At 33.7% G+C, this 7,221-nt stretch carries 11 protein-coding genes and 2 pseudogenes; all 13 read right to left on the bottom strand.

The annotated features are described in order from the left end of the window. Nucleotides 1-183: 183 nt before the first annotated feature. Nucleotides 184-630 carry a hypothetical protein gene (locus CKY02_RS22085; RefSeq protein ID WP_112896911.1) on the bottom strand — a complete coding sequence of 149 codons (447 nt, stop codon included), beginning with the start codon at nt 628-630 and terminating at the stop codon, nt 184-186. 8 nt (nt 631-638) lie between these two features. Next, a complete protein-coding gene (locus tag CKY02_RS25265; RefSeq protein ID WP_193493197.1) occupies nt 639-839 on the bottom strand; it encodes a hypothetical protein in 201 nt (66 codons plus the stop codon). Nucleotides 840-1,181: 342 nt separating this feature from the next. Further along, nucleotides 1,182-1,469: an NADAR family protein gene (locus tag CKY02_RS22075; RefSeq protein ID WP_275658234.1), complete on the bottom strand. Its 288-nt coding sequence runs from the start codon at nt 1,467-1,469 to the stop codon at nt 1,182-1,184. Between the two features lie 718 nt (nt 1,470-2,187). After that, nucleotides 2,188-2,502 carry a hypothetical protein gene (locus CKY02_RS22070; RefSeq protein WP_112896910.1) on the bottom strand — a complete coding sequence of 105 codons (315 nt, stop codon included), beginning with the start codon at nt 2,500-2,502 and terminating at the stop codon, nt 2,188-2,190. A gap of 100 nt (nt 2,503-2,602) precedes the next feature. Beyond that, entirely contained in the window at nt 2,603-3,208 is a 606-nt protein-coding gene (locus CKY02_RS22065; protein ID WP_112896909.1) for a hypothetical protein, read from the bottom strand. 385 nt (nt 3,209-3,593) lie between these two features. After that, nucleotides 3,594-4,034, bottom strand: a pseudogene (locus CKY02_RS26815) (RHS repeat domain-containing protein); the annotation flags it as partial. Between the two features lie 51 nt (nt 4,035-4,085). Continuing rightward, entirely contained in the window at nt 4,086-4,544 is a 459-nt protein-coding gene (locus CKY02_RS22055; protein ID WP_112896908.1) for an NADAR family protein, read from the bottom strand. Continuing rightward, nucleotides 4,541-4,885, bottom strand: coding sequence for a hypothetical protein (locus CKY02_RS22050; protein ID WP_112896907.1), 345 nt, complete (start codon nt 4,883-4,885; stop codon nt 4,541-4,543). The genes CKY02_RS22055 and CKY02_RS22050 overlap by 4 nt, the downstream gene beginning before the upstream one ends. A gap of 169 nt (nt 4,886-5,054) precedes the next feature. After that, nucleotides 5,055-5,717, bottom strand: a complete 663-nt coding sequence (locus CKY02_RS22045; RefSeq protein ID WP_112896906.1) for an Imm43 family immunity protein — start codon at nt 5,715-5,717, stop codon at nt 5,055-5,057. Further along, the gene (locus tag CKY02_RS22040; RefSeq protein ID WP_112896905.1) at nt 5,717-5,941 is read right to left on the bottom strand and encodes a hypothetical protein; all 225 of its coding nucleotides are present in this window, start codon (nt 5,939-5,941) and stop codon (nt 5,717-5,719) included. Before CKY02_RS22040 ends, CKY02_RS22045 begins: the two co-directional genes overlap by 1 nt. 67 nt (nt 5,942-6,008) lie before the next feature. After that, on the bottom strand, nt 6,009-6,536 hold the full coding sequence (locus tag CKY02_RS22035) for an SMI1/KNR4 family protein (RefSeq protein ID WP_112896904.1): 528 nt from the start codon (nt 6,534-6,536) through the stop codon (nt 6,009-6,011). Between the two features lie 9 nt (nt 6,537-6,545). After that, on the bottom strand, nt 6,546-6,899 hold the full coding sequence (locus CKY02_RS25365) for a hypothetical protein (RefSeq protein WP_205068479.1): 354 nt from the start codon (nt 6,897-6,899) through the stop codon (nt 6,546-6,548). Nucleotides 6,900-6,926: 27 nt separating this feature from the next. Next, nucleotides 6,927-7,130, bottom strand: a pseudogene (locus CKY02_RS22030) (RHS repeat-associated core domain-containing protein); the annotation flags it as partial. Nucleotides 7,131-7,221: the final 91 nt, after the last annotated feature.

Genomic DNA, 7,221 nt, shown 5'->3' with positions numbered 1-7,221 from the left:
TATTTACCATTAATCTTATATTTTTCTGTATTATTCATTTGTTTATCTTCTTATTTATTTTATATTTTTGTGATTTTAAATTATATATTTAATATATAAGGTCAACCCTGAAAAGTATTTATTTTAAGTATAAAAATAACAAAGCCGAAAGATCACGGGGATCTTTCCGGGTTTAATTACTATTTATAAATATCTATATTCATATTTAGATGCAATTATTTCTACATGGCTATCATAGCCATTAATTAAATAGTGTTTTAAATCAAGATTATTTCTAGGGCCATATAATGATTTTTTACTGATTAATATATCTGAGTTATTTACTTGGTAAAAACCCGAATCAGGATGATACCCGTATTTTTCCCAAAAATCAATCACATCTATTGTGAACTCTTGCCCATCTATTGCGTAATTTTGATGATTAATATCAAAAAAATTCATAGTAATACACCTAAGTTCAGCTACAACCAAAAAGTTAATTTCTATATCACGATATGTATCATTCTTAAAATCATCAATATGTTGAACATCAAGCCTAAGCTTAACCCCGTTTGATTCTGTATAAACAGTTTCAAGGTCTGTAGTTGATATCCTAAACTCTGTTTTTTCTGGTATTAATTGTATTGTCATATCATTTCCTAACTATTTTTGCAGCCAATTGTCTTAACAAGGCTAGAGCCATCTTTAGATTCAACTATAGCGGCTAAACCACGGTTATTAAGTGTTACAGGTTTACCTGTAGCAGGATCAATCGTATATGAAATAACAAAAATGTCAGCGATAATTTTCCCAACCTTAATATCATTTGCTACATCCAGAATAGGTCTCCCTGTTATCAAAGGGTCAGCCTGACTTTCAATACTACTAAAGTTTGGAGCTATTCTATTTTGACCAAAATGAAGATCTTTAGGGAAATCTGTGATGTCACCATGTATAAATAGGTCAAAACTATTAAGTCCAAACGGGTCAATCCAGTTTACCGGATCATGGACATAGCTGTATTTTCTTTCATTGGTTCAACGTCATTAAAGTTATTAATAGACCACCCTAATGGTATTTTTAATGGCTGTAATTTACTCATTTTATTTTGCTCCAGGAATATATTTCCAGACTTGATTTAATCATTAAAAGACAGAAAGATTGTTGGAACTTTATCGACTTAAATTATACAGTTAAAATAATTAAAACTTTTTTAATTGTTCTCTAACTTCCATTAAGATAACGCCAAGCATATTCTTACCAGAACCATCGCCACCGTCAGCCCAATAAAAGTCGTTTTTCGTATGTTCAAGTAAACGAGCATTACCGGTAGATAATAATATTTCTCGTATTTCTTTGTGCTGCTTGAATTTTTCTAAAACAGCAAACCGCATAATATTGTCTTTCACTTCTTCCCAGTCTGTTCTTAATGGTTTCTTTCTGTCTCGGCCTGCGTTTGCTGCGTCTCTTGGTAAATTTAATCTGCGAATGTTTTTCTGATATTGAAATCAAAGAATTTGTTTGCTTGAAAGTAATGTTCAATGGTAGGCCAATAAACACCATTTACCGCTAACCCGTGTTTTGAAAAATTAGAAAAGCAGCCATAAGGTTCATTAATTTTTTAGAAATAGATTATATTATTCATGATAGTATGATTTTGGCTTTTTATTATTTTTAGTGATTGTTTTATGTAAAGTTAATCTGATAATATTTTTTAGAAAACAAAATAAATAAAATATAATTGAACATCAGTCATATAATAAATATCATTCAATTTATTCATTCGCTTGAAGAGTTATTAAATTAATGGATCTATATTTAATGTCAGTAATTTTATGATAGCGAAAGAGATAAGGTAATTTATAATATTAATCCTAGTCAAAGTGTTCTAAATAGTAAATCATTTGCTGTAACCCTCGCCATATAAAGACTTGAGTTAGTTCCGGTTTGAAGCCTCGTGCTGAATGTTTCATATGGGTAACTCAGGTTTGGGTTAAAAAGAGCTCAAATAAGCCAACTATAGCTGTATTAGGAACAACTACTTAGAGTAATTCTGCCCTAGCCTGATAATACCTTCAGTTAATATCCCATCTTATTGTTATCTGACAACGCAAGGTAAGTTTACCTGAACATTACGATCTAACATTAAAAAGCCGGAAAACTCTTATTATCTTCCGGCTGTAATTTTTTTTGATAAAAAATATTTAATTAAGGCAGTAAATTATAAATATCATTCTTTATTTTATCAAATTCTTCATTGGCTTTAATTCTCTCTTTGAAATCGTCTTTCCAAATAAAATAATCAGAAAAACTACCATTTCCTCTTAACATAGAGCCAAATGTTTGGTTAGCGCTTTCAATTGCATCTTTTGCATTTTCAAGGCCATTATAATTTGGCAGGGTCAGAGAGGTGATAATTATATTGATGCCATTTATCCAATTCCTCTCACCATTGTTATACATGGTTTCCCATAATGAAGTGAAAAGCAGTCGTAATTTTTCAGCTTGTTCAATAGAATCCATATATCACCTCAAAGGCCAATCTTGTAATACTTTGACACCATCTATTTTCCAAGGTTCTTTAACAAAAATTTGCATTTTATTCTGTCCTCCTAAATGTTTTCTATTTTTGTTCTATTGGGAAAAAGTCAAAACAATTTGGACAATTTTTCTCCATCCATTCTTTTGCTTTTGGAGTTATAAAGTACCCAATTCTTTCTATTCCCATAAAGAAATCAATATTGCTCTCATTTTTGTAACCATTTTCTATATATATATAATCTGATGGGTTAGATGTTTTTTTACTCCGATCTGAAATTAGATGTATTCTATTATCAATTTCACCCAGCCATAAATCTGGCATATTTTTCATAGTCCAACTGTCATGAGGGTTGTTATAGATTAGATCTTCTGGTTCATGTATATTATCAACATATGATGATATATTTTCATTTTTATCCCAATTGCTCCAATCGATATTGACTATTTTTTTCTTTTCAAGTTTATAAGAGAATGAAATCCCTTTGAGTGAAGAGTGCTCTAATTTTAATTTTACTTCATTAGAAATAATTAGATTTCCATCTGCAATATAAATAGATGGGGTAAATGGACCAGTTCGTTCTATATAAACTAAATTACTATTATCATCCCAAGGGGCAAAGCCTGCCCAAAGGATTTCTCCCCAATCTCCCCATGAGTTTATCTTATTCTCTATCAAATATAGATTCATATTATCCTCCACATTTCTTATAGCGGGGTATACCATTCCTTGAGGATTTAGGGATGTTATGTTCCACCATCATTTCTTTAATATTTTTCTGTAATTCTTGTTTCGTGAAGTTAGGATTATCTTTAAACCATTGTTTAAATTGTTTGTTCCAACCAGCATCATGAACATCTATATGTTGAGTATTTGGTATCCTGGATATTTGTCGATGAATATAGTCTGTTGGATCTGAGATTCCTGCATTTTTCATTTGTATCATGAACGTTTTATCATTCATCATGGCTTGGGGTATCAGATGGTGGTCTCTCATTGTTGCTGGACCATAAAGTCTTCGCCATTCAGGGCTCACTCGGGAAAGTCTATTTTTGGTCACACCAGTAACAACCATCAATCCAAAGAGGTCAATCCAATTGACCGGATCATGAACATACCCGTACGGGTTAAATCCTCCACTAAGATTCAAAGGATCTGGCGATAAGTACTGTTCCGTTTCCCTGTCGTAATAACGGTGCCGGTTATAAAACAGCCCGCTTTCCTCGTCTTCGTACTGACCACAAAATCGCAGGTTACACGTCAGGTTCCTCGGGTGATTGACCGTCAGCACCGGCCAGCATTCCCGTTCGCCCCAGGTGAGTAACCGGCCGGCCCATATCAGTTCCCCTTCTTCGGTCAAAATTTCCCGTACCGTTCCTTGGTGATCGCTCACCACATAGTACAGCTGGCCTTTTTCAAACTGTGCCGAAGGGGTCAGGGCACCCGGCTCATACAGCCAGTGAATGCTGTGCGCATAGTCAACGGTACCGTCAGCCCGAACCGGCGTTTCGGGTAAATAACAACAAAGCCGGAAGTTTGAGGGAGCTTCCGGCTGAACGTTAAGCGGTTAACCTGGACTTTCTGAGCGCAAGATCTCTCTAGTTTCCATGAGAATGATACCTAACATATTCTTGCCTGAACTATCACCTTCATCAGCCCAATAGGAATCATTCTTTGTATGTTCGATAATATGAAGATTATCTGTAGATAATAATATTTTTTGAATATCAGAATTTTGCCTAAATTTCTCTAAAATAGCAAAGCGCATAACATCATCTTTAATTTCATCCCAATTATCTACAATCTTATTATTTCTATCCCTACCTATTTTGGCTGCACTCATTGGCGAATCCACTTCTCTTATTGATTTCCTAACATTAACGTCAATTAATTTATTGTATTGAAAATAATGCTCAACAGTTGGCCAATATGTATCATTCTCCCAAAAATCATATCTTGAAAAATTAGAAAAGCATCCATATGGTTCGCCTGTTTTATAAAATATTATTTTTTCTTCATTTTTCATATTATTCTCGGTTCATCACTTTCAGCTTCAATGTCATCGACAGACTTACCAGATATTATCATGTTAAAACAATCCATTAACCTGATAGATATTTCATCCAGTTTTTTGTTATAACGAATATGATTTTCAGAGCTTATTCCTACCGACAATAGATAAATTTCAGAAAGCAATGTCTTTGGTATAAGATCATCGTTTTTGTATAGCCTGGTTGATTCTTCAACTAAACTTACTAATTTAAAAAATGAATCATCATTTATATTCCCACCCATTTTAAGTGGGTAAAGTGATTCCATTGCTTCATTTTTAATAGCATCTAAAATTTCTATCTTTTTAACATTCACTGTACTTTTCCTGCAATTGCTGAAATTGGTATTTATTTATGTATCGTAACTTCTTCAGCCCATATCGAACGATGATAAGGTAATCCTGTAACACCATTAGTTCAAGGAGTGTGTCATTTCTTTTCTTTAGTTTCCTGAAATGACACAAAGTTTCTAATATCTCCTTCAGTTATTCTATATTAACATTATGGTAATTTTTTCTTTTACTTTCGATATCGTATCTATAGTCTATACAATAATTTTTAAATGCATCATCTAGTTTAACTATTTTCACACCACTAACTTTCATTTTTACAAATATTTCTGCTGCGTGTTCGGAAAGAAATAAAAAATCAGCGAGTAAAGTGCTATTTAGTGTAAATACATCAATGCAGTGTGGATTATTAATGGTCAACTTATGAGGAATTAAAGAGCCAAACCTATCTTCTTCTAATTCAGATCTATTAAAATCTAGAAGAGTATCATCACTTATGAAATACATGTAATTAAAGTCATCTCTAAGTATATTACCATCTTTGATTGAAGTTGCTATTAATTTTTTAGATATAACTTCACAAATTTTTAAATTACTAAATAAATCAACGAAATTATCAGATACAATATGACTTGCTCCGTGATTATAATAATTAAACCGCAGAGCTCCTATATTTTTATTACATAATAAAAACAATTGATTGGGGCACTCTGGTTCTTTCATATAATAGGGGAATGAGTATTCAGAACCGTTATAATCCCAATTGTTATTTACTTGTTTTTTTGTATCTATAATAGCATGAAGATATCTTGGTATTACTGAAGATTTATAATCATTCATTAAGACATAGTAATTCATCAATTCAATCTCCCACATTTTGTTGTGGTCACGCTTCCTGACCAGATCTTATTTTTCATATCCATTTGAATCTTTCTTATAGCATCCCTGGCCTCTCGATCATTAATATTGCCACTTTCATGTTGGCGTCTAACTATTTCTATTTCCTGCCTTACTTCATTAGAATAAATATTATGATTACTGCTGTGGAAAACTTTCATTCCTTTTCCGACATCTGCTTTCATGGTGGATTTACTGCCTAGAAAAGGCCGGAAGATCTCGAAAGATCTTTCCGGCTTTTATATTAAATTACTATTCTTTATTCTTCCTACGCTCTGCTTGTAAATTCATACAAAAATCATAGAATGTTGGAGCAACAATTATAGCATTATCAGGATTATCATCAGATTCCCATCTAATATATTTAATATACCCACTATTCATGTCAATCCAGTAATCATTATCCCCTGCATCACCAGCAAATGGAAAATGTGATTTGGCAAATTCTTTTATATTTCTAGAATATCCTTTCCTAAGTTCCCACACTTCATTTATAGATAGAAGATATTGAGAATCGTCATAAAACTTACGCGAAATAAAATTAAATCCTTCGATCTCCATTAAATTATAATCGCCTGCTAATACCGTATAAAAAACATCTCTATATAAATAGGCACCACCATTAAAATAACCACCGTTATTAGCGATATAGAATTTCATAAAGAAATCTTTTCCATTAAAAGCATTAGGAATTACTGCATTGATTTCTGACTCTGACAACCCGTGCAATGATTGTTCAAATCTCAAATTGTGATCAGAAAAAAATTTAATGTTTGACATAAGTAACCTCTATTTCCCACACTTGGACAATTGAGAATTTCTTCTTGTAGCTTCATTTATTGCATCTTGAGAGCCATATTTAAGCCCTGTGTGAGTTTCGAATTCATGAGCGCCACCAATATGGGGATGAGAATGATATTTAGGATTAACGAGTTGCATCCGCATTTCATTAGTTTTTGGATTGTAATCTACATGATGAGATATCCATTTACGGGACGGATACTCATTTAGACCAGCTGCCTTATATAAATTTATTTTATCATCAGCGTAGCTACCTGTAGCTTTTATAGTAAATAAACCTTCAGGATTGTTTGGTGTAATCGTCTTAGGATGTAAAACGTCACCGCCTTCAGGTAAGAACATAATTGGTTGTCTATTTAACCCCAGAGGATCAATCCAGTTCGCCGGATTATGCACGTAACTGTAAGGACTTACGCCACCCCTTAAGTTTAGCGGGTCGGCACAGAGATATTGCCCGGTCTCGTTATCGTAATACCTAAAACGATTATAGTATAGCCCGCTTTCCTCGTCTTCGTACTGCCCACAGAACCGGAGATGACACGTCAGGTTCCGCGGGTCATTGACCGTCAGCACCGGCCAGCGTTCCGGTTCGCCCCAGGTCAGCAGCCGTCCTGCCCAGAGCAGTTCCCCGTCCTCGGTCAGAATTTCCCGCACGGTCCCCTGG

Source organism: Photorhabdus bodei (assembly GCF_003287735.1).
In the GTDB taxonomy this organism is placed as follows: Bacteria; Pseudomonadota; Gammaproteobacteria; order Enterobacterales; family Enterobacteriaceae; genus Photorhabdus; species Photorhabdus kayaii.
The sequence above is the reverse complement of the archived record's forward strand: the minus strand, read 5'-3'. Positions and strand labels throughout refer to the sequence as shown.